The organism is Paenibacillus sp. LK1 (assembly GCF_002750415.1).
Lineage (GTDB): Bacteria > Bacillota > Bacilli > Paenibacillales > Paenibacillaceae > Paenibacillus > Paenibacillus taichungensis.
Genome location: NZ_PEII01000002.1, coordinates 244,024 through 264,238 on the forward strand (window position 1 = coordinate 244,024; position 20,215 = coordinate 264,238).

Consider the following 20,215-nt stretch of genomic DNA (forward strand, 5'->3'; position numbering starts at 1 on the left):
GTTACTGTTGATTACGTCGATGCTTTTGGGAGTAAAACAGTAGTGACACTTTTAAGCGTCTATAATTAATGAAAACCCTTCGAACTGTAAAAAAACAGTTCGAAGGGTTTCTTGTTAGTTTCTGAGAACAAACTCTCGTTTAGTATGGCGGATCTGATCGGTGGATGTTCTTGTCGCTAAGAACCTGCATATGCAGGTTCTATTTCTTGCCTAACAACTGTTGAAGCTCATCCAGCTCTATCTTGGCTTCCGGTTGGAAGTCCTCACTTTTTACATATTGTGCAAGGCTGTAAAGTAATTGGCGCCCTTCTGTCTGGTTAATTAATTTATCATAATTTAGTGCTCCAACAAGCAGCTTACCTTTTCCAACCTGGCATTCAAACAGCAGCCCCAGCTTATGATTACGTTCAAAATTATCGATGGTTTGAACGAAAGGCTGAACATTTTCTGCGACCTTATCCAAAATAATAGACCGTGAATTCATAACGATATGCCACCAAGGATAAGTGGAATACACCTCACTTGGGAAGTGCTTCAATGCTGGGTGTGCGTTATTAATTAGAAGTCCGAGTGTGCCGATGGGAACTTGCTTGTTCATGCTTTCCGAAATGGATCGGAACATCGGATAACACCAGAAATCGGTACAATATGTGCCTTCAACTGAATTATCGTTAGCCTCGAGTGTTGGGAGTAACAGCACACTCTCGCCTTTTTCCAGTAAATTAATGACTTCATTGGACAATTCCTTATAAATAAAGTCATGTTCAATAGCTTTCACATCATGATCAGGGTATATCCATAGGTCATATTGTTTCCGAATATCGGTACCTGGAATGTGCAGGGATAGAGTGATCGGCGTCATCTTTTTCACATCAGGCAGCTTGAACTTAATTTGGCTAATCTCAAACCAAGTTTCTCCAGAGACAAAGGAAATCTCGTCTTTTCCTTGTGCAATCCGCTGATCCGAATCACGGATTTCCCACTCCACATTATAACCCCTCAATGAATCTGTTCGGTAGTACCTTAATTGAATGTGGGCATTGAAATCTTCACCCGAATTGTAGTTAAATTTCTCGAATCGGGCCAGAAGTACTGCATCGGAGCAATACGTTCTCCATTCCTCGGGAGTAACCAGCCCTTTCGAATCCATGAAGGCATCCAAAATACCTACCAGCGCAGTCCCCTGTCCACTAAAATCCTGAAGATCGAGCAATTGAAACCCTGCCAGATAATTGGATCGAAATGCCGCCTCAAGCTCCTCCTTATAGCAGGCTACTGCAAGTTTGCCAGAGCTTTTGAAAAAGGGTTCAGCCAGATGTCCCATTCCTTTGGATTGCAATCGTTCCCGAAACACCTCGAAGTTTTTTGCCTTCAGCGATCCGGTATACTTCTCGATCTCTTCATAATTGGGATACATGGCATATTGTCCAATCTCATGGGAGATGACGGGTAGATGTGGAATGAGTTGTTGTTCAACAGAAGCGGCTTTCACGGTCTTGGCTTCCGTGCCATATTGAATTTGAATTTCAGATTCTTCTGCTTGAATTCTCTCATTCTCTGAAACTGTTCCAACGGGCAAAATCATGTCGTCGTAGTCCTTCAGAGTACCAGGCACGTCGGTTTGAACATGACCCAACGGTGCATCACACATGGCATAAGAGCCGCGGAAAAGTCTATCTTTGGAAAAACGTACGCCACAGTAAAAATCTTCTTCCTCTAGAATCAGCGGAGTGAACTGAAAATTGTTTGAACCCTGGGTGTACAGAGGACGTGGATCAAATGCTCTATACGTTTTGATAATGGCATTCAGTCTTTCTTTACTGCCCCAAAGTTCATTACCGAGTGACATCATTACAAAAGAAGGATGATTCCCATACGCCTTGAGCATGGCAAAGCCTTCTCGAATGAGATAGTCCTGTTCAGCCTGATTATGCTGTGGGTCAAGTTCATCCGTGATTGTTCCCCAAAATGGCAATTCAGGCTCCATATAGATGCCAAGCATATCTGCAGCGGTGAACGCTGCTTCAGGTGGACAACAGGTATGGAAACGATAATGATTTATACCATACGATTTGGAAATGCTCAGGATTCGCAGCCATTCATCCACATCGGTTGGCGCGTAACCTGTAAGCGGGAAGATTAGACCATCATGTTTTCCACGAAGAAAGGTCTTTCGACCGTTGATGGTAAAAGCATCTCCATTCGCTTCAAAATCTCGCAGTCCTGTTATGATTTCAGTTGTATCCAGCACATCGCCATGTTCACCCATCAGAGTAAGGGTCAGCACATACAGATGTGGGTCAGAATCACTCCAGAGCAATGCGTCGACTCCCATCTTGTAGAGCACATTAACTTCATCCTGGTTACATGGATAGGTTTGCTCATTCACCACATGATCTCTGTCTGATGCCACATATCCATAAGTCTCTTTTAAGAGTGGCTTGAAGGTTTGCGCAGTAACGGACAATACAGTACCTGGTATCGATTTGGACAATGTACTTGTGATTCTGAATGTTCGCTCTGTAGCATTGGGATAGATCTGTACCTCACCCAAGTGCACGTCGTGGTAAAAATGAAGCTCCAGCTTCCCGGTAATTCCGTTCCAGTTGGTCTGAGTATCAACGGATGTAAGATGCCCGCCTTTCGTCGGATAGTCCGTATTATCGACCCGGATGGTGAGGGTGTGTTCTCCCTCTGATAGCCCTTCCGGCAAGATATACACATGGGGGGTGTTAAGACTATCCTGCGCTCCAACTTCTTCACCATCGACCCATAACTTGGTTATGCGCGTGCGTTCCAGATACAAACTGCATTTCTTGCCAGCAAGCGTTGAAGGTATATCAATCTCCCTTTTCAGCCACACCCATCCTTCATATGAATATTCATCAGTCAAAGACCCGATGTGAGCCACATCATTCTTTCTTCCTTTGCGCGCATGAGAAGTCGTGTTCGGCAGCGTTATGGTATCGTTAAATGGACCTTGTACGCCTTGTTTATGTTCATCCAGTTGAAGCTCCCAGCTTCCCTGCACGTTCATTTTGGTTAACATGATCTTAGCTCCTCTATACTTTATGTATGCAATCTATTCTTCTGGTTACGTATTTCTATTATATAACTGTAAGCTTAGTCCACCCATATAATAAAATTTATGCTGAGTATAACAATATGGAAATAATCCAAAGGTTATCGCTGACAGGTTCGTCTCTATAATGACTTAGAAATCCAAAAAAAAGTCGCCTAAAAGGCGACTAGTGTTACTTATTTAAGTAGTTCAATTCTCATACGCTGCTAGATATCAGACAATGCGAGCATGTTTACTCCGTTGTATAAACTTCTGATTCCTCATACAAATCTGCTGGCAAGGCCTGTATGAAAGGTGACCAATCGCCCGTCATGTACAGATGAAGCCGATGCATAGCTCGCGTACACGCCGTATAAAGCAGTTTCCGTTCATTGTCGCGACCATAAGCTCCAGACGAAGCATCATAGACCAAGACTGCATCAAACTCAACACCTTTGGCAAGGTACACAGGGATGACCATTATACCTTTTTCGAAATTGAACGTTTCCTTCGTAACGAGCTGCAACGCTTCGCCTCCTTGAATCTGTAACGATTCATAGGCCTTATGGCTTTCGGCGGCGGTCTTCGTAATAATAGCGATGGAATCAAATCCCTCGGCTCTTAGCGACGCGATATCTCCCACCATTTGTGCATCCAGCTTCTCTCTGTCGTTGCTTCTCGTCAGCAGGGGCTTTAGGCCTTTTCTTTCAAAGGGTACAATTTCATCTCCTTCTGGAAGCATCGCTCTTGTAAATTCAACGATCTCCTTCGTAGAGCGATAACTGCGTACTAGGGAGAAAAGACTTGTTTCGGCTTCACCGTAGAGACGGACTAGTGGTGAATTAGCTGCGGCTAAATTAGTAGCCTGTGTGAAGATCGCTTGCCCGAAATCGCCGAGCACGGTCATACGAGCTCGGGGAAACAGCTTTTTGAGATATTCATATTGAAATGTTGAATAATCCTGACCTTCATCAACAAAGACATATTTAATTTCCGTGTTTGTCCGAACACCTTCAATCATTTCTTTTACATACAAATAGGGAGTCGCATCCTCATGGAACAACGCGTTCTGGAGCAGGCTTTCCTTGGTTTGACTGCATATCTCAGGCCATAGCGTGGGGATAAACGTAGCATTCGTTTTCTCCCGATAAGCGGCTTCATCAACAAACAAATCGCCATATATACCTTTGATATCAACAAACGAGAATTTCTTGATACCTTTTCTTAGTGGGTTAAAACGTTCTTTCACGATCTTGCGGCCGAGCAGCTCCTCTTCCTTCTGGGCAAAATCAAAATCGCCTTCATCTTCCCGACGCTTGTTGCTTATTTTCTCGCGAATTTGGGCGTACTGTTCCGCGATATCAAATACTTCCTTATCTTTATGCAACACTTCGAAGATATCCGCATACTGATCATTGTCCAGATAATTCAATTCTTCTTGTACCTACGATTCTTCACGTTCTTTGCGTTCCAGCGAAGCCAACTCTTTCAGCAGCCATTCCTGTAAGAGTACAACGCGATTTAGCAAGGGCAGGGAACGATCATAGCCGTAAAATTTGGCTCTCATTTGCTCCGCAGTAATCAAATCACGATTTCGAAACCGAATGCTGTTGAATCGCATGCCTTCCTGCCCCAGCCAGTTTCCATAGTTCTGCAAGGCTTGCAGAAAAGCATCGGAGGCTTTATATTCAATCCCCTGAAGCCGCGCCTCATAGCCCGGAGCTCCATGCGAGGTTAGTACATATTCAATCTGATCAAAGACATCCTCCGGACGTAACGAAGAGCCAAGCCAATAGTCGAGAAATTGTTGAAAAGTGGTCTGCTGCATATTATCTTCGCCTAGCTCCGGAAGGACAGTGGAAATATAACTGCCAAACATCGGATTCGGTGAGAAAAGGACGATCTGATCAGCACTAATCGTCTGGCGGTGTTTGTATAATAAGTACGCCACCCGCTGTAAAGCTGCGGAAGTTTTACCGCTACCAGCTGCTCCTTGTACGATTAGCATTCGGCTTGTGTCATTACGGATAATGGCGTTTTGTTCCTTCTGGATGGTTGCCACGATACTTTTCATTTGTGAATCTGCACCTTTGCCGAGCACTTGCTGCAACAATTGGTCTCCAATCGTTTCGTTTGCATCAAACATATTGCGGATTTCTCCGTTATGGATCTGAAATTGCCGTTTCAGCTCTATTGTGCCATCGATTCGCCCGATCGGTGTCACATAGGACGCTACGCCAGGGGAAGAGTCGTAGTACATGCTCGCGATCGGTGTACGCCAATCATAGATCAGAAAGCTCAATCCGTCTTCGTCGACAAAAGAAGATACGCCGATATAGATCTGATCGGGGAGGGCCAGACCTTTCTCCAGAAAGTCGATGCGGCCAAAATAAGGGGACGGGAGCAAACGCTTCATGTTATTCCATTGCTGTGCCAACCGCATGTGACCCCGTTCCCGCTCGGCCAATACCGCGGACTGCTGGTTAATGGTATAGAAAGTCTCTTCGAAATCTTCGTGGGTGCTGGTATTGATCGTCACCTCTTCCCAAAAGCGCTTGCGAATTTCCGAAGCCTGGTCACGCATTCCGGCAACCTCTGGCTCCAATTCTGTGATTCTGGCCTGCAGTTTGCTTCTTACAGACTCTAGACGTTCCTGTTCCAGCTGCCAATCTTGTGTTTGCATCTCTCCGAACCACTCCTTTTCCTATTTTTGGGATGAAAAAGAGCATTGACAAATCAAATTTCCAGATGTAAAATTAAAGTAGGGATAAAAATAAGTACATACTTTCATTTTGTTTGTCAATGGCGCTAACGATTATATCATAGCGTTATTTTTCGTTCAATTCTTTTTTCCGAAAAAAGATGGCCTTTGAATTCATCAGGGGTCATCTTTTTTCGTGTGTATTGGGTTTCCTCTCCCTCTTTCCCTAACCGGACAAATGAAAGCACATAATGACAGGTTCTTGAATCAGTCTTCATCTATTATAGGAATCAAGGAGTGGTTAACCGTATGAACTGGATCGAATCATTACAGGCAGCTATTGCATATATGGAAGAACATTTACTCGAAAATATGACTATGGAGCAAATTGCAGCTCAAGCTCATATTTCTCCCTTTCATTTTCAACGTACGTTTGCCTTATTAACTGATGTTACGGTAGCCGAATATATCAGACGAAGACGGTTAACATTGGCAGCCAATGAACTGATACAGAGTGATCAGAAAATCATTGATCTGGCGCTCAAGTATGGTTATGACACTCCTGAATCTTTCTCCAAAGCTTTTCGTAGACAGCACGGAATTGCCCCCAGTGAAGCGCGTAAGAACAGTACTTCTATCAAATCGTATAATCGTTTGGTTATTCAATTAAGTCTAAAAGGAGCAGAACCGATGAATCACAGAATTGTTGAACAAGCTGCGTTTACATTAGTAGGGATAAAGCAGGCTTTCTCTTATATCGATGGGGAAAACTTGCGAGGCATAGCCAAAATGTGGCAGGATGCGTATACGAGTGGTACAGAAGATCGTTTATTTGAATTGAATAATGGTGTAATTCAAGGATTGTTAGGTGTCTGTGTGGATCAGAACGAAATCCAGGAGAAGCAGATGGAATATTGGATTGCTACGGCTTATGATGGTGAAGTGCCTGAAGGATTATCATCCTTCACAATTCCAGCTTCTAAATGGAGTGTCTTTGAAGTTGAAGGTCCGATGCCAGAAAGTATGCAGCGTTTATGGAAGCAGATTATTTCTGAATGGTTTCCTTCCAACCCTTACAAGCATGCAGGTATACCTGAATTTGAAGTATATCCAGGACCTCACAAGCCGCCACAAATCTGGATACCGATAAAATAAAGAGAATTATAGTATCCGTTCTTGCCCTCCATTCGGACAAGAACGGTATCCATCTCCATTGAACACTTTACTTCATTTTAACGATGACCTTTCCCTTGGCACTTCCACCTTCAAGATACTGAAATGCTTGCCCAACATCCTTGAAATCATAAACCTTATCAATCACTGGTTTAATGAGACCTTCCTCCAAGTAACCCTTTATTCGCTCTAATTGCATCCCGCTTGGTTTCATAAACAGAAAATGATATTTTGCTTGGTTTTTCTTCTCAAGAGTTGTTATCTTATGGCTCACAATCGATAGCAGTGTGGTCTTTAACCAGCCTAAGTTGGCTTCTCGCCCGAATCTCGCGTTCGGCAAACCGGAAATAGATACTATTTTCCCATTCGGCTTAAGTACTTGGAAGGATTTTTCCAGCACCTCGCCTCCTATCGTGTCATACACCGCATCATATCCCGACAGTATTTCTTCAAAATTTTCTTTACGATAATTGATAATACGATCGGCACCAAGGGATTGGACCAATGCGTAACCTCTATCGCTGGCAGTAGTAGCAACATAAGCTCCCATTAATTTGGCCAACTGGATGGCGAACGTGCCAACCCCTCCTGATCCTGCGTGAATCAAAATTTTTTGGCCTTTCTGAAGGTTCAAAATATCGTAAAAGGCTTGATATGTCGTAAGACCGACCAGTGGTATGGATGCTGCTTCTTCAAAATTTAAGTTTTGGGGCTTCAGCGCGATGTCTTCTTCATGGACAGCAATGTATTCAGCCAAAGTTCCAATTCTGTCTTTACGAGGTCTTCCATATACCTCATCTCCAGGTTTATAAGCGTTTACCTGTTTACCCACCTTGACCACAACACCGGAAAAATCATTTCCAAGGATCAATGGCATCTTGTAATTCAGCAGGAGCTTTACCTTCCCCTCCTTTATTTTAAAATCAATTGGATTTAAGCTTGCTGCATGGATTTCCACCAATACATCATGATCTCCGATTTGAGGAATAGGCATTTCTTTCTGTATCAAGGGAACATTCTTCCCGTATTTCTCAATTACCATGGCTTGCATTTAAATCACTCCATTACGTTTAAGAGTTTAAACATATGAACATATTATATCTAACACGTTAACAAATCAAGCATAATATCGTGATATCCAGACTGGAAGCTGGGATAAGGCTTACCTCTCTTCCAGTCTGAAGTCAAAATCCATCATAATACGCGTTAAATAACATACCCTAATCTTAGGAGACAAGGACCGCTCAAATCTTTTTAATTCGGGTCAGTTAGCGGTAAACATCCTGTCAGAACTGCTCCACCGTCAGGGTGGTTACTTACCATAAGTTCGCCTCCATGTTGCTTCATCATTCGTTGTGAGATCGTTAATCCTAATCCACTGCCTCCAGTTGCACGACTTCGAGACGTTTCCCCACGATACAAAGGTTCAAAAACGCGCTCTAATTCTTCGAAAGAGAAACCAGGTCCAGTATCACGGATTGTAAACCTGATTTTCTTGCCGTCTTTACAGCATCGGACTGTTATTGCTCCACCTGATGGCGTATATCTAACGGCATTCTCCAATATATTGTTCATCGCACGCTCCAATACATACGAATCTCCGTTAATAAAACAACCGTCAGTTAATTGGTTTAAGATAGAAATATGTTTCTGCTCAGCTTGTGGACTCACACTCTCTATCGACCTTCGGAGGATCTGTGTTAAATCTAGCGTTCTTGTGTTAAGTTCACTTTCCAAGTACTCCATTTTTGTAAAAGTGAAGAGGTCCTCAACCAATCGATCCAATTGAGCGGATTTCTCTTTGCATACGGCAATATATCGGGTGACCTTCTCCGGTGACTGAGCTATTCCTTGTTCCAATCCATCCAAATACCCCCGCAAGGCAAACAACGGTGTGCGTAAATCATGTGCAACGGCTGCGGTGACAAATCTGCGTTCTTCCTCAAGCTCCACTTGTTTACGGTGGGATTGTTCAAGCCCCTTCACCATAACTTCGAATCCATCACGGACTTCGGCAATTTCCGTGATTCTGGATTTAGGTAATTGGACTTCCCAATGTCCTGCTGCAATTTTTCTGGCCGCCTTGCTCATTTTCTCAAGAGGTTTAAGAAGGAATCTTCTCATTTCAACTCCAACCACAAAGAAAGAAAGCAGCAGTCCGAAAAATGCAGCAATCATTGGAACTTCGTTGGATTTAGGCAGATAAAGAACAACCCTCCCCAGCAATTCCCCATCCTTTATGACAGAGAACTGTTCGGTCGACGAGAATCGACTGTGACGCTTCGGGCTGGAACGATATATTTCCGAATTGGACGCAGATTCAATCTCCACATCCATCTTTGCTTTGCTCAACTCAGTATGAAGTTCGTTTTGCCAACCGGTATCCGTCCATTTATCCGTACCAACTTCAATCATGTGGATCATCTCAGTGAGATGTCTTTGCAGCGTTTCATTTTGCTGTTGGCTTGTAAAGATGCTAAACGACTGAGTGTCCATAAAGTGAGCCGTGACAAAAAAGATCCAAGGCAATGTAAGCAAGAAGAATAAACAAAGCATAGTAAATGTACGAATACGGAGTTTTCTCATGTTACACTCCCTCAAAACGGTATCCTACTCCCCACACGTTGATGAGGAATTGTGGATGGTTTGGATCGGATTCAATTTTTTCGCGAAGCCGGCTAAGATGTACCCGAATGGTATGCCTGTCGCCTACACCTTCCCAAAACTTTGCAAGCAGTTGTTCGTAGGAGAAAACCTGCCTCGGGTGCTCCGCAAATAATCGCAACAACTCATATTCTTTAGGTGTAAGCTCGACTTTTCCCCCTTCGACCAGGACTTCTCTTGCAGTCAGATTTAACTGGATGCGTCCATAATCCAAGATCTTCCTTTCCATGGGTTGCCTGGAAGTAGTGCGCCGTAACACGGCTTTCACTCTGGCAACAATTTCCCCAGGCGAAGCCGTTTTGACGATATAATCATCTCCTCCGAGCGTAAGGCCACGGATCTTGTCCACATCATCACTGCGAGCACTCAAGAAAAGGATTGGAACATTGCTGTCCCCTCGAATTCGACGGCATAGCTCAAATCCGTTTTGTCCCGGCATCATAATGTCCAGTACAATGCAATCTATGGAATGCTGTTGCAGTATGGCCCAAGCTTGTTCCGTATCACAAGCAGTCTTTACGTGAAATTGGTCATTCTCTAGAAAGTCCCTTAATAGCTCGACGATGCTCTGATCATCATCTACAACAAGTATCGTATGATACATACTCATGCTTATCCCACCTCTGCCATCTAGTTTATCATTTTTTCTTCCTTTACCAAGTCGAGACTAAATTCTGTGATGATTTGTTTATCGTTTTGTGACCTTTTTAGGACTTCCTTTGAGATATTCGTTTGTTACGATTCTAACTGTGAGTACGGACGACTTAAAGATAAGGGGATGGATGAAATGTTAACTGTTCAAATCGTGTTATTTGATGGCTTCGACCTATTGGATGCCGTTGCACCTTACGAAGTATTTTGCGCCGCTTCCTTGCATACCGACAACGCCGTAAGAGTAGAGATGGTCACGGCTGAAGGTCCAAGACCAGTGACTAGTGGTATGAATGGTTTGACAATTGAAGCGAACAACACTCTTGACCCGGAACGTGGGGGTATCATACTTGTGCCTGGTGCAGCCGGTAATGTTGAAGGAGATGGTCCAGACTCGATTCCTGCCATTCTTGGTAAAGCCATGAATACGGAATTGACTACAATGATCAAGACAGCTCTCGACCACAAAGACATCTTAGTCGCTACAGTCTGCGGTGGTTCCCTCTTGTTAGCTATGGGAGGACTCCTGGAAGGAAGATCTGCTGTAACACATCGTTTGGGTATGGATTTACTTGGTGCGACTGGGGCAATTCCTGTCCCGGCACGCGTAGTGGATGATGGTAATCTGGTTACTGGTGGCGGTGTGACCTCCGGGCTTGATGTTGCGTTGTATCTGGTCGAACGTGAACTGGGGCCACGTATCGCACACGAGATAGAGCAGTTGTTTGAGTATGAGCGTAGAGGAACCGTTTGGAGAGCAAAGGGCATTGCGCCCACCACTCACAAGTCGTTGACGGACAACGAACCGAACATTGTGATGAATCAAACGGTAGTGACCTCTGGCATATTGCTTAATGAGAACACTCAGACAACCGTCTTTGATGGGAATTGGGACACAACAATCGCTACACCTGTCGGTAAACTGGAGGTCAAACTCTACATAAAGACAATTTCTGATGTGATCCAGGGCACAGCAACACAAGGTAACGAAACAATCCCATTTATGAACCCTGTACTCTACGACAACAAGTTGACCTGGAGCCTGTCAATTACTAAACCTATGCGTTTGAATCTGAAATTCGAAGTTGCCGTGGATGGAGATAAAATGTATGGAATCGCTAAGGCTGGCCTTCTTCCTGCTTCCAAATTAACAGGAAAACGAATAAACTAGCCTGGTTAGCTATGTGCACAAAAAAGAGTTTCGGGGGTTGTAGTTTGATATGAAGAAACGAGGAACGTTATACGGATGGCTGGCCTGCGTCAGTATTTTCTTTATTGTGTATGCTCTAGTGAAGAACTATTGGATAGACCCTGAAGCTTCAAGCTTTTTAAGCCATAAGACCGGTTCGAAGCGTGAGCTTCATCTTCCGATCTGGCTGAATGTCATGTACGTACATGTTGCGTTTGCATGTTTGGCCATGGCGTCTGGATTACTCAACTTCTCTAATCGGATTTTTGATAAGAGCCGCAAGTTCCACCGTATAAATGGTTATGTTTACATTGTGTCCGTAGCGCTTGTTGTACTGACTTCCGGTTATATGGCCCCTTACGCTACTGGAGGGAAAATAAGCAGTATCGGTTTCAATGCGCTTAATATCATCTGGCTATTCATTACGATTACCGCTCTCATTCAAATTAAACAGAAACGAATGGTTCAACACCGGAACTGGATGATTCGAAGTTATGCCTTTTGCTTCACGAACATGTTGATTCACCTCATCACTTCCCTTTTTCATCTGGGATTCGGGTTGGCTTATGTTACAAGCTACACTGTAAGTATTTATGGCTCTATTGCTTTGCTGCTAGTTATTCCAGAATTCATCATCAGAATGAACTTCAAATCAAGAACAGCCCCCGAATAATTTTTCGGAGGCTGTTCTGCATTCTAGGTTGCATCTGCCGTGAGTGGTAGCTTTACTTAGTTAACATCAGCTTACAGCGGCAGTCAAACGAATCACGGTTAACTCGGGTTTTGCGAAGAAGCGCAGAGGCATTCGGGTGGTTCCGATTCCTCGATTGACATATAGCTTTAGCGGCTTGCTTTTGCCTTGCAAGGAGTATAGTCCTGCGACATATTTGTGAGCTAATGCAGTTGTAATAAGCGGTTTGATCAAAGGAATTCTGACTTGCCCACCATGGCTATGGCCGGACAGTTGCAGGTCAATCTGATATGCGCTCAATTGGTCCGCAACATCCGGTTCATGGACGAGTAGCAGGTTGAAATCCTGTTTACGGAGCGATTGCAGCGTACGCTTAACTTGCGGCTTTCCAAGCAAAAAATCATCGAGTCCGGCTATGTTTATTTTATCCCCTGTGGCAGTACGGATCGCGTGTACCTCATTGACCAGTACGGTAAACCCCGCGTCCTGCATATATTGCTTATACTTTTGGCTTCCTCCTCCTCCCCTGTCGTGATTTCCGTAAACCGCATATTTTCCGAGAGGTGCATTTATTTTCGCTAACACTCGTTGTGCTTTCTTTCTATTATCTGAGCCAAAGCGTGTGTAATGATCCATTAAATCTCCAGTAAACACTACGATATCTGGCTTCAGACGATTCATACGATCAACTAAGGATTGAAGCTGATTTACCGAATAATCGGAACCCAAGTGGGTGTCAGAAAATTGCACGATTTGAATTCCATTCATAGATACTGGCACGAATTCATTGACGATATCCAGGCGAGTTACTGCCAGAGCTTTAGGTTCAATCTCCCTTGCATAACAGCCGATCCCTAATAGAACAAGCACTAATGCAATGGTGATCTTTCTCCATTTCACTTCGTCAGGCTTTCCTTGATCTCATTCCAAATCGGATTGTCTACCGTACCGCGTAATGGCTGCTCTCCTTTTTCTATGGCATCCCAATACTTCCAGTTGGGCTTCTCACTGCCTAGTTCATAGTCCATCCCATCCCAGGTATCTTCACGAAATGCATAGAAGGCCCAATGCCATCCGTATTCATTAAAGATTGATATCAGATCCGACATGTAGCGTTCTGCACCTTGAACCATTCGATTCGTCCCGAATTCGGAAGCTATAATCCGGTTTGCAGGTATGTTATGATCGGACGCCCACTTGGCGACAGGCTCGACAAATTGTTTCAGGGCCTGACGGTTAAACTCTTTTTCCGTCTCATCATCTCCAACCTTTACGCTCCCCGGATAAGAATACGTAAATCCTTTTTTCTTGTTCTGGCTTGTCATCTCATAAGGCTCATACATATGAAAAGCATACAGCACATTAGGATCATTAATCGGTTTCAGATACGTAAAGGCCCAAGGTGTTGCGTAGAGCCCCGAATCCAAAATGATGGGAGTTGTCTGGTCTACCGTCCTGATCTCTTTGGTTATCGTGTCATAGAGTGAATTCAGATCAGCTGCGGTATGTTCCACTTTGGCATACCAATCGGAATAGTCCTGCGTCCAGAAGTCATGAAAGCCCGTACCCGTTTCCGGATGAGGTTCATTAATCAGGTTATAGCCGATGACGGCAGGATGATTTTTCAATCGTGCTGCAAGATCTTTCCAAAACTGAGCAGCCTGCTTGTGATATTCAGTATCATTCCAGATCCGATCATCATTCTTGGCCCCGTTAAACTGCCGCCAGCGATCTCCCGGTAAGCTGAGCACTGTAATAATCACTTTCATCCCTTTAGCCTCGGCGGCGTCCAGATCCGCTTTGAGTCGGGCAAAATCCGCTTCCACGATACCTACGTACTTATCCGAGCTGCCTATCAAAAAATCTGCGTTGATATTGGCATCTGGCTTGTCGTTAAACAAAAAATCTCGATCCTTACTCCACTTATCGGGCGCAAGCCGGACGAACTCTATGCCCTGTTCCCTGGCTGCTTCATAGTTGTCAGGAAGAGATGTGGAGTTCATAAAATTGGTCCCTTTTCGCTGTTCATTCCAGTAGCTCATTTTCTCCGAAGGGACAGCCTGCTTCTCCTCCTGACTACTGTTCATCCCTGAAATCTCCAATGGCTTTGGAGAAGCAGAGTTAGAACTGCATCCAGCTAGTGCAACCAAAATGGCCGCCGAGAGTAAAACATTTCTTCCGATTGGCCAACTCGATTTGGCTGATATTTTCTTCATGATCAATCACCTCGATAGCCATCTTACCCGTTGTCTGTTACGCCAATATGACAAAACGAGCTATTATCCAATCGGAGTTCCATCGGGCAGTTTGATATCTGGTTTTAACAGAACGACATCCCCTTTTTCGGGTATTCCTCCCAGAACCAATACTTCTGATTTGAACCCGGCTATCCGGCGCGGCGGAAAGTTGACTATCCCTATGACTTGTTTACCGATCAATTTCTCGGCTGCATATCTTTTAGTAATTTGTGCACTAGACTTTTTTATTCCAATCTCTTCTCCAAAATCAATCTCAAGTTTGATCGCAGGTACTTTCGCTTCTGCAAAAAACTCAGCTTTTGTAACGGTTCCGATACGGATATCCAGTTTCAAAAAATCATCAATGGTAGCCATATATATATTCTCCTTTCTACTTGTCTTATAGTTGTAGTTGTGTAAATTCACGTCAAGTTCGAACTTCAGAAACGGTGTATCGCCAGGATTTTGCCCAAAAATATACCCCCATGCCGAGTACAGTCATCATCCCGCCTATAAACTGAAACAGAGAGATGGTCTCTCCCAGAAATACAAAGGCGAGTATGATCGCAAGAACAGGCTCTCCAATAATGCCTACAGAAAGCGTCGTTGCGCCTAAAGATTTCAATAATAGATTAATAAGAAATTGTCCAAAAATAGTTGGGATTATGGCAAGCAACAAGAAATACATCCAATCTGAAGTGTTATATCCGGTCAGGGAGATATGATTAAATAGACTGTAGATAAGCAAGACATTCCCCGCAAGGAAGAAGACAATAATGCTGTACACATTTGCATCGATTTTGTGACTGACTTTTTGTCCAGCAAGCATATATGCAGAAACCGCGATGGTACCCAATAAAGATAATCCATCTCCGACCAACGCCTCTTTAGATACTCCGATGTCACCCCATGCGATAATAACTGACCCTGCAAGAGCTGTGACCAGACATAGAATCGTAACCATGTTTGCTCGTTCCTTGAAGATGAAGTATGACCCGACCATTACAAATAAGGGCTGCAACGATAAAATGACCATGGAACTTGCAACGGAGGTATGCACCAGTGACTCCATCCAGAATAAGAAATGTAAACCGAGAAAGAGTCCGGCTAACAATACAACACTCCAATCTTTTTTGCTCATCTTAAGGTTTCGAAGACTTTTCCAAGGAACAAAAGGAAGCATTAGTATTACGGTTATGAACAATCTGTACATCCCAGCTACAGAGGTTGGTGTCTCTGAGGACTTTATTAATATGGAAGAAATGGAGATGGACAAAATGCTGATAAAAAGCAACAGGTACGGATGAGGCGGATACAACGTTTTATTCATTTTCATACTTACTCCTTCAACATGTTCTATCCAAATTCTGTGCACAGGATTAAGGTGATAAAACAAAGATTGGATATAATAATATCATCGTTAATATTTTAATTGTGTAATAATATCGCTATATTATATATAAATATCACCATTCGAAAGGACGCATTTACATGTCAAAGCAGCTTCACGAGACGATTCTTTTCCCTGATGCTTCATTTCCTTACATTATGTACACAGCTAATTCCGAGAAAATTATTCCTGAAGGTAGAGGATTCAATGACTTGCATTGGCATGAAGAACTACAGATTACATTGGTTACTCAAGGAAGGTTGGTTATACAGGTAAACGGTGTTGATCATGAGTTATTAGCTGGTCAAGCTATCCTAATTAATAAAGGAGTCTTGCATGTTACAACACATCTGACCCACAACGGTCAATATGTGAGTTTTAATTTCCCTGAAAAGCTGTTAGCCTTCTACGCAGATAGTGCTATGGAGAAAAATTATGTCTTACCTTATACAGACTCTTCACTGGTGTCGCTGGTAATCAAGGGCGATGTAGAATGGCAACAGATTGTGCTAGATATGTTATGGGATATGAAAAAGAGATTTGATATGACAAAAAAATGGGGTTGGGAATATGAGGTTTCGATCAAAACCGTACAATTGTGGTTAATTTTGATTCATAATATTACGCTTTCCTCCGAGGAGGCGCCCAAATATGTAAAGCTTCAGCAAGAGCGCCTTCAACTCATGCTCAGCTTTATCCATCAGCAGTATTCAACGAATATTACCCTGCAAGAAATTGCTGATACAGCACATCTGAGCATCTCGGAGTGCACACGGAGTTTTAAGAAGACCATTCATATGACACCGTATGATTACTTAATTAAGTATCGGATCAAAAAGAGCATGGAGCTATTAATTTCAACCGATTATACAGTAACTGAAATAGCTCATAGGGTTGGTTTTAACCATGTAAATAACTTCATTCAGTCTTTCAAAAAACATCAAAACCAAACGCCTAAGAGTTTTCGGAACTCGAGTAATGAGATCAAACAACAAAGAAAGAATTAGTCTGTTTTCTATGTTGTTCTGTTCAAAAAAACCAATCCGTTTTCCGGATTGGTTTTTCTTCTTACATTACTTAAATCCAACATTAAGTCCATATACCGGATGAGGCACATACGGCTCTTCCAAGAAAGCCATTTCTTCTGATGTTATCGCAATCGATATAGCTTCAGCTGCATTTTCGAGATGGGATGTCTTCGTAGCACCAATAATCGGAGCTGTAACCGGATTCTTGTGCAGCAACCAGGCAAGAGCGATTTGTACCCGGGGAACGCCGCGATTTTCTGCGATTTCTGCAACCCGCTCTACTACCAATTGATCGGTGCTGGCTGTCGCATCGTATTTGGCCTTTTGAACCTGATCCGTTTCGGAACGTTGTGTTGTTTCCTGCCAATCTCTGGTCAACCGACCAGAAGCAAGTGGGCTGTAAGGAATTACTCCGATTTTCTCTTCCTGACAAAGAGGTATCATTTCCCTTTCCTCTTCACGGTAGATCAGGTTATAGTGGTTCTGCATCGATACAAAGCGAGTCCATCCATTTCTCTCGGCGACATACAAAGCCTTTTGGAATTGCCATGCTGACATGGCAGAAGCACCAATATATCTTGCCTTCCCTGCCTTCACCACATCATGTAATGCTTTCATGGTCTCTTCAATAGGGGTATGGTTGTCCCAGCGGTGAATTTGATACAGATCCACATAGTCCGTTCCCAGCCTCTTGAGGCTCTTGTCGATCTCACTCATAATTGCCTTTCGAGAAAGTCCGGCGCCATTCGGACCATCATGCATGCGGGAAAACACTTTTGTTGCAAGGACAATTTCATCTCGATTAGCGTAGTCCTTAAGAGCTCGACCGAGAATCTCCTCACTTGTTCCGTCAGCATATACGTTTGCTGTATCAAAGAAATTAATGCCTAGCTCCAACGCTTTCTGAATGACGGGACGACTATTCTCTTCATTCAACACCCATTGATGAAAACCACGCCCTGATTCACCAAATCCCATGCAGCCAAGGCAAAGCCGAGATACATCCATGCCTGTATTTCCTAATTTCACATATTCCATTGGTTAATCCTCCTCAGACATTTAGGTTGAGACAACGTTGTAACGCATGTGTCAAGAATAACAAGAAAATAGATGCACTTCTTTGCTGCTAAGCTCATTGGATTTGTTTATTTAGCTCATTTGTCTCGAATAAGGAAAAAGCGTTTCACGATATTTTATCGCGAAGCGCTTTACACAAAAGTTGCACATAGTCACTTGTTATTAGAGTATGGACAGAATATGCTGGCCCTATTTAATCTTTTCCTCGCTTCGTTTGCATTGCTGTCTAAACTCCGAGGGCGGAAGCCCGAACTGTAGCTTAAACACTTTGGAAAAATGGGCAACGTTTTCGAAACCTGTTGAGAAACAGACGTCGGTGACGGACAGAGACGTCTCGGCCAACAGTTTCTTGGCTTTGTCCAGCCTCTGATTACGAATCCACTTCAAGGGTGAAGTGTGGTATAGCGTCTGAAAATCCCTCTTGAAGGTAGACAGGCTCCTGCCGGACAAATAAGCCAAATCGCTTATGGAGATGGGATTCGTTATATTCTCCTCCATTATTTTGCCAAAGTTACTGTTTTGATTATGATTCGGGTGCAGTAGTTGATGTAAGAATTGTTCATTGGCTTGCGCCAGATGAAACAGAAGTTCCATGAATTTAAGCCGGACAAGTCCATCTTGTACCTTGTCTGGATTTTCGAAATAGGGTTTCAATGACGCTATATAAGAGCGAGTGAGTTCATTGACCGGAATAATGGACACTGGAGTGATTTGATTCACGCTATTTGTCTGTTTGAAGCCAGAAAACTGAACAAACTCTTCGAGCATACTTTCATTCAGGAAAAACATCATATAATCCAGCATAAATTCAGAGCCGGGTTCACCCGACTTTATGTAATCAATACGAATCGATTTGTGAAGAAACACCATTTCATCACTGCGCACAGTGTACTCCTGATCCTTGAATCGGACCGTATACACACCCGATATAACGAACAACAACATGTGATCTTTCAGAAAAAATGAACCTGTTGTCCCCTGTGTATGCAAACAGAATTGAATAACGGATAACCCATTCTGTTTTAAGCTTCCTTGCTTGTCTGGTGCACGTTCCATCTCTTGTGGTGCCTTGATTATCTTTCCGTTTCTCATGGACATGGATAGTCCCGCCTTTTTAGCTTTTAATAATAGAATAACAGGAAACGGAAATCAATGTTTTTGGAATCATGTCCATTTAAATGAGACGATAAACCTTTTTTACAGTCTCAGAAGATCTAAGAGGATAATTTCTTATGAAAAGAAAAACAGCCCGTGATTAGGGCTGTAAGGGTGTTCATTGAAAATGTATGTGCACTCATCGTTCAGAAAGGATCATCTGCGAAACAGAGTCTCGCTCGACACACTGTATATTGATCCTATAAGTAGACTCAACAGCTTCTCCTTTTAACATTTGAATGAGTACATGTCCAGCAAAGGAGCCTGCATCTGTTTTGGGTTGTCGAAAAGTCGTAAGAGGTGGATTTAAGTATTCGGTTACATGTATGTTATCAAATCCAATAATGGATAGATCTTCGGGTATGGAAACCTGGTGTTCTTTAAATGCCTCTAAGCCACCAATGGCCATTTCATCATTCGCAAAAAAGACTGCCGTTGGAAGCTCTCCCTCCATTAGCAACTTGGCTGCGTTGTAGCCACCAGTTTTCAGAAATTGGCCGCCAAGTCTCCAATTCTCATTTTCTTCCACCCCAGCTTCATGCATAGCTCTCAGATAACCCTGATATCGCATCAGATTACAATCCGAATTTAAAGGTCCACTAATGTAGGCTATTGCGCGGTGACCTTTATCCAGAAGGAAACGGGTTGCCATATAACCCCCCTGCTCATCATCCATCAGAACATTTACAATATGCTCACTATGGAGTTCCCGGTCCATCACAACAATAGGAAATCCCGTTTCAGCAGCCTGCAACAACAATTCATCTTCAATATTTTCAGCGATTACAATCACGCCGTCCAGCCTTCTCTCTCTGATAAAGCGTGCGGCTGTCGATCGCTCTCCGCCTAAAGAACTGCATACGATCAGATCATATCCCTGACTTATGGCGCTGGATTCAATTCCACTCACCAAGTCGGAAAAATAGGGGACGGACATATCATGAACAATAACACCAATCGTTTGTGTGTTTTTTCGCTTTAATTCGGATGCGGCTCCGTGCTTGATGTAATTAAGCTCACTTGCTGCTGCAAGTACTTTCTGTCTTGTGTGCTCACTTACATGTTTTTTGCCGTTGAGTACATAGGACACGGTTGAACTCGCGACACCCGCTAACTTTGCTACGTCTTTAATCGTTATCATTAAATACTCCCCAAGAAGACTGTTATTGGTTCACTGACATATAAACTTTTTATATCT

At 43.3% G+C, this 20,215-nt stretch carries 15 protein-coding genes and 1 pseudogene; 4 read left to right on the forward strand and 12 right to left on the reverse strand.

All coding sequences use genetic code 11. From position 1 onward, the window contains the following. Nucleotides 1–199: 199 nt before the first annotated feature. Together CS562_RS04890 and helD are read right to left on the reverse strand one after the other, a co-directional pair. Nucleotides 200–3,049 carry a glycoside hydrolase family 2 TIM barrel-domain containing protein gene (locus CS562_RS04890; RefSeq protein WP_099854040.1) on the reverse strand — a complete coding sequence of 950 codons (2,850 nt, stop codon included), beginning with the start codon at nt 3,047–3,049 and terminating at the stop codon, nt 200–202. A 265-nt stretch (nt 3,050–3,314) separates the two neighbouring features. Next, nucleotides 3,315–5,744: pseudogene (gene helD / locus CS562_RS04895) on the reverse strand (RNA polymerase recycling motor HelD). A 327-nt stretch (nt 5,745–6,071) separates the two neighbouring features. Here helD and CS562_RS04900 point away from each other — a divergent pair. Continuing rightward, complete coding sequence (locus tag CS562_RS04900; RefSeq protein WP_099854042.1) at nt 6,072–6,917, forward strand: AraC family transcriptional regulator; 846 nt, start codon at nt 6,072–6,074, stop codon at nt 6,915–6,917. A 67-nt stretch (nt 6,918–6,984) separates the two neighbouring features. Here CS562_RS04900 and CS562_RS04905 read toward each other — a convergent pair whose 3' ends face one another. The 3 genes from CS562_RS04905 to CS562_RS04915 form a co-directional block, all read right to left on the reverse strand. Next, the gene (locus tag CS562_RS04905; RefSeq protein ID WP_099854044.1) at nt 6,985–7,986 is read right to left on the reverse strand and encodes an NADP-dependent oxidoreductase; all 1,002 of its coding nucleotides are present in this window, start codon (nt 7,984–7,986) and stop codon (nt 6,985–6,987) included. A gap of 203 nt (nt 7,987–8,189) precedes the next feature. Continuing rightward, a complete protein-coding gene (locus tag CS562_RS04910) occupies nt 8,190–9,521 on the reverse strand; it encodes a sensor histidine kinase (RefSeq protein ID WP_099854046.1) in 1,332 nt (443 codons plus the stop codon). Nucleotide 9,522: 1 nt separating this feature from the next. After that, the gene (locus CS562_RS04915) at nt 9,523–10,209 is read right to left on the reverse strand and encodes a response regulator transcription factor (RefSeq protein ID WP_076288593.1); all 687 of its coding nucleotides are present in this window, start codon (nt 10,207–10,209) and stop codon (nt 9,523–9,525) included. A 177-nt stretch (nt 10,210–10,386) separates the two neighbouring features. Between CS562_RS04915 and CS562_RS04920 the strand changes: the two genes are divergently transcribed. Further along, nucleotides 10,387–11,421: a DJ-1/PfpI family protein gene (locus CS562_RS04920; protein WP_099854048.1), complete on the forward strand. Its 1,035-nt coding sequence runs from the start codon at nt 10,387–10,389 to the stop codon at nt 11,419–11,421. 49 nt (nt 11,422–11,470) lie between these two features. Beyond that, nucleotides 11,471–12,112, forward strand: coding sequence for a DUF2306 domain-containing protein (locus CS562_RS04925; RefSeq protein WP_099854050.1), 642 nt, complete (start codon nt 11,471–11,473; stop codon nt 12,110–12,112). 66 nt (nt 12,113–12,178) lie between these two features. Here the strand turns inward: CS562_RS04925 and CS562_RS04930 are convergent, their stop codons facing one another. The 4 genes from CS562_RS04930 to CS562_RS04945 form a co-directional block, all read right to left on the reverse strand. Next, nucleotides 12,179–13,030, reverse strand: coding sequence for a metallophosphoesterase (locus tag CS562_RS04930; protein ID WP_099854052.1), 852 nt, complete (start codon nt 13,028–13,030; stop codon nt 12,179–12,181). Further along, nucleotides 13,027–14,217: a glycoside hydrolase family 5 protein gene (locus tag CS562_RS04935; protein WP_099854054.1), complete on the reverse strand. Its 1,191-nt coding sequence runs from the start codon at nt 14,215–14,217 to the stop codon at nt 13,027–13,029. The genes CS562_RS04930 and CS562_RS04935 overlap by 4 nt, the downstream gene beginning before the upstream one ends. 192 nt (nt 14,218–14,409) lie before the next feature. After that, entirely contained in the window at nt 14,410–14,742 is a 333-nt protein-coding gene (gene csaA / locus CS562_RS04940; RefSeq protein WP_076288588.1) for a chaperone CsaA, read from the reverse strand. Nucleotides 14,743–14,794: 52 nt separating this feature from the next. After that, on the reverse strand, nt 14,795–15,703 hold the full coding sequence (locus tag CS562_RS04945) for a DMT family transporter (protein ID WP_099854056.1): 909 nt from the start codon (nt 15,701–15,703) through the stop codon (nt 14,795–14,797). A 155-nt stretch (nt 15,704–15,858) separates the two neighbouring features. On the opposite strand from CS562_RS04945, the gene CS562_RS04950 reads away from it, so the two are divergent. Next, entirely contained in the window at nt 15,859–16,764 is a 906-nt protein-coding gene (locus tag CS562_RS04950; RefSeq protein ID WP_099854058.1) for an AraC family transcriptional regulator, read from the forward strand. Between the two features lie 66 nt (nt 16,765–16,830). Here the strand turns inward: CS562_RS04950 and CS562_RS04955 are convergent, their stop codons facing one another. From CS562_RS04955 to CS562_RS04965, 3 genes are all read right to left on the reverse strand, one after another. Then, nucleotides 16,831–17,823, reverse strand: a complete 993-nt coding sequence (locus CS562_RS04955) for an aldo/keto reductase (RefSeq protein WP_099854060.1) — start codon at nt 17,821–17,823, stop codon at nt 16,831–16,833. A gap of 228 nt (nt 17,824–18,051) precedes the next feature. Next, nucleotides 18,052–18,960 (reverse strand): helix-turn-helix domain-containing protein, encoded by a 909-nt coding sequence (locus CS562_RS04960; RefSeq protein WP_099854062.1) that lies wholly within the window; start codon nt 18,958–18,960, stop codon nt 18,052–18,054. A gap of 196 nt (nt 18,961–19,156) precedes the next feature. After that, nucleotides 19,157–20,158 carry a LacI family DNA-binding transcriptional regulator gene (locus tag CS562_RS04965; protein ID WP_099854064.1) on the reverse strand — a complete coding sequence of 334 codons (1,002 nt, stop codon included), beginning with the start codon at nt 20,156–20,158 and terminating at the stop codon, nt 19,157–19,159. Between the last annotated feature and the right edge of the window lie 57 nt (nt 20,159–20,215).

Coding starts and splice junctions, on each gene's coding strand:
- CS562_RS04890 (WP_099854040.1), bottom strand. CDS start 3,049: ATGTTAACCAAAATGAACGTGCAGGGAAGCTGGGAGCTTCAACTGGAT.
- CS562_RS04900 (WP_099854042.1), top strand. CDS start 6,072: ATGAACTGGATCGAATCATTACAGGCAGCTATTGCATATATGGAAGAA.
- CS562_RS04905 (WP_099854044.1), bottom strand. CDS start 7,986: ATGCAAGCCATGGTAATTGAGAAATACGGGAAGAATGTTCCCTTGATA.
- CS562_RS04910 (WP_099854046.1), bottom strand. CDS start 9,521: ATGAGAAAACTCCGTATTCGTACATTTACTATGCTTTGTTTATTCTTC.
- CS562_RS04915 (WP_076288593.1), bottom strand. CDS start 10,209: ATGAGTATGTATCATACGATACTTGTTGTAGATGATGATCAGAGCATC.
- CS562_RS04920 (WP_099854048.1), top strand. CDS start 10,387: ATGTTAACTGTTCAAATCGTGTTATTTGATGGCTTCGACCTATTGGAT.
- CS562_RS04925 (WP_099854050.1), top strand. CDS start 11,471: ATGAAGAAACGAGGAACGTTATACGGATGGCTGGCCTGCGTCAGTATT.
- CS562_RS04935 (WP_099854054.1), bottom strand. CDS start 14,217: ATGAACAGTAGTCAGGAGGAGAAGCAGGCTGTCCCTTCGGAGAAAATG.
- csaA (WP_076288588.1), bottom strand. CDS start 14,742: ATGGCTACCATTGATGATTTTTTGAAACTGGATATCCGTATCGGAACC.
- CS562_RS04945 (WP_099854056.1), bottom strand. CDS start 15,703: ATGAAAATGAATAAAACGTTGTATCCGCCTCATCCGTACCTGTTGCTT.
- CS562_RS04950 (WP_099854058.1), top strand. CDS start 15,859: ATGTCAAAGCAGCTTCACGAGACGATTCTTTTCCCTGATGCTTCATTT.
- CS562_RS04955 (WP_099854060.1), bottom strand. CDS start 17,823: ATGGAATATGTGAAATTAGGAAATACAGGCATGGATGTATCTCGGCTT.
- CS562_RS04960 (WP_099854062.1), bottom strand. CDS start 18,960: ATGTCCATGAGAAACGGAAAGATAATCAAGGCACCACAAGAGATGGAA.
- CS562_RS04965 (WP_099854064.1), bottom strand. CDS start 20,158: ATGATAACGATTAAAGACGTAGCAAAGTTAGCGGGTGTCGCGAGTTCA.